We start from the raw sequence: 652 nt of genomic DNA, 5'->3' as shown, positions 1-652 counted from the left end.
GAATTTTTTGAAGCGCTCCATCGTCCAGCTTTGCGGAACCGATTTCACGTTCGGTGTCATGATGTCCTTGGCGGTTAGGCTGTTATTTGTCACGGTCTCGCGGCCTTGTAGTGTTAACCTAATGAATATCCATTGCTGATTGCAGTCATTTAAAGCGCGTACACTTGGTGATAGGGCTTTGGCATTGCTGCCGGCCGGGCTTGCTCAAGTGCACGAGCTTACTTTCCTTCTTTTTGTGCGCGTTATTCAGGAAGCGTTACGTTGAGCTCAAGAACAGAGCAGTCATCGTTCTTATCCAGCATAACCTGAACCTGATCTTGATTAACCGAGACATATTTGCGGATAACTTCAAGTATTTCTTGCTGAAGCATGGGCAGATAATCAGGTTGTTCCCGCTGGCCTCGCTCGTGAGCGACGATTATTTGTAAGCGTTCCTTTGCTATCGAAGCGGTGTTCTTCTTGGTGCTCTTAAAATAATCTAGAAAACTCATGCTGTCGCAGTCCCCTTAAACATGCGCTTGAAGAAGCCTTTCTTTTCAGCGGATAGGAAACGGTGCGGCACTTCCTTGCCTAGCAGGCGCTCTACGGCATCGTCGTAAGCTTGTCCTGCATCTGTTGTTTGGTCGTGAATAACCGGCACGCCTGAATTAGA

The 652-nt window shown here is 47.9% G+C and carries 1 protein-coding gene; it reads right to left on the bottom strand.

The window, feature by feature from the left end:
- Positions 1-242 precede the first annotated feature (242 nt).
- A complete protein-coding gene (minE, locus tag A3751_RS01870) occupies positions 243-491 on the bottom strand; it encodes a cell division topological specificity factor MinE (protein WP_068451494.1) in 249 nt (82 codons plus the stop codon).
- Positions 492-652: the final 161 nt, after the last annotated feature.

The sequence above is a fragment of the Oleiphilus sp. HI0080 genome, from assembly GCF_001635135.1.
The sequence above is the reverse complement of the archived record's forward strand: the minus strand, read 5'-3'. Positions and strand labels throughout refer to the sequence as shown.

Excerpts from the sequence above, each read along its gene's own strand:
- minE (WP_068451494.1), bottom strand. The coding sequence starts at position 491 with ATGAGTTTTCTAGATTATTTTAAGAGCACCAAGAAGAACACCGCTTCG.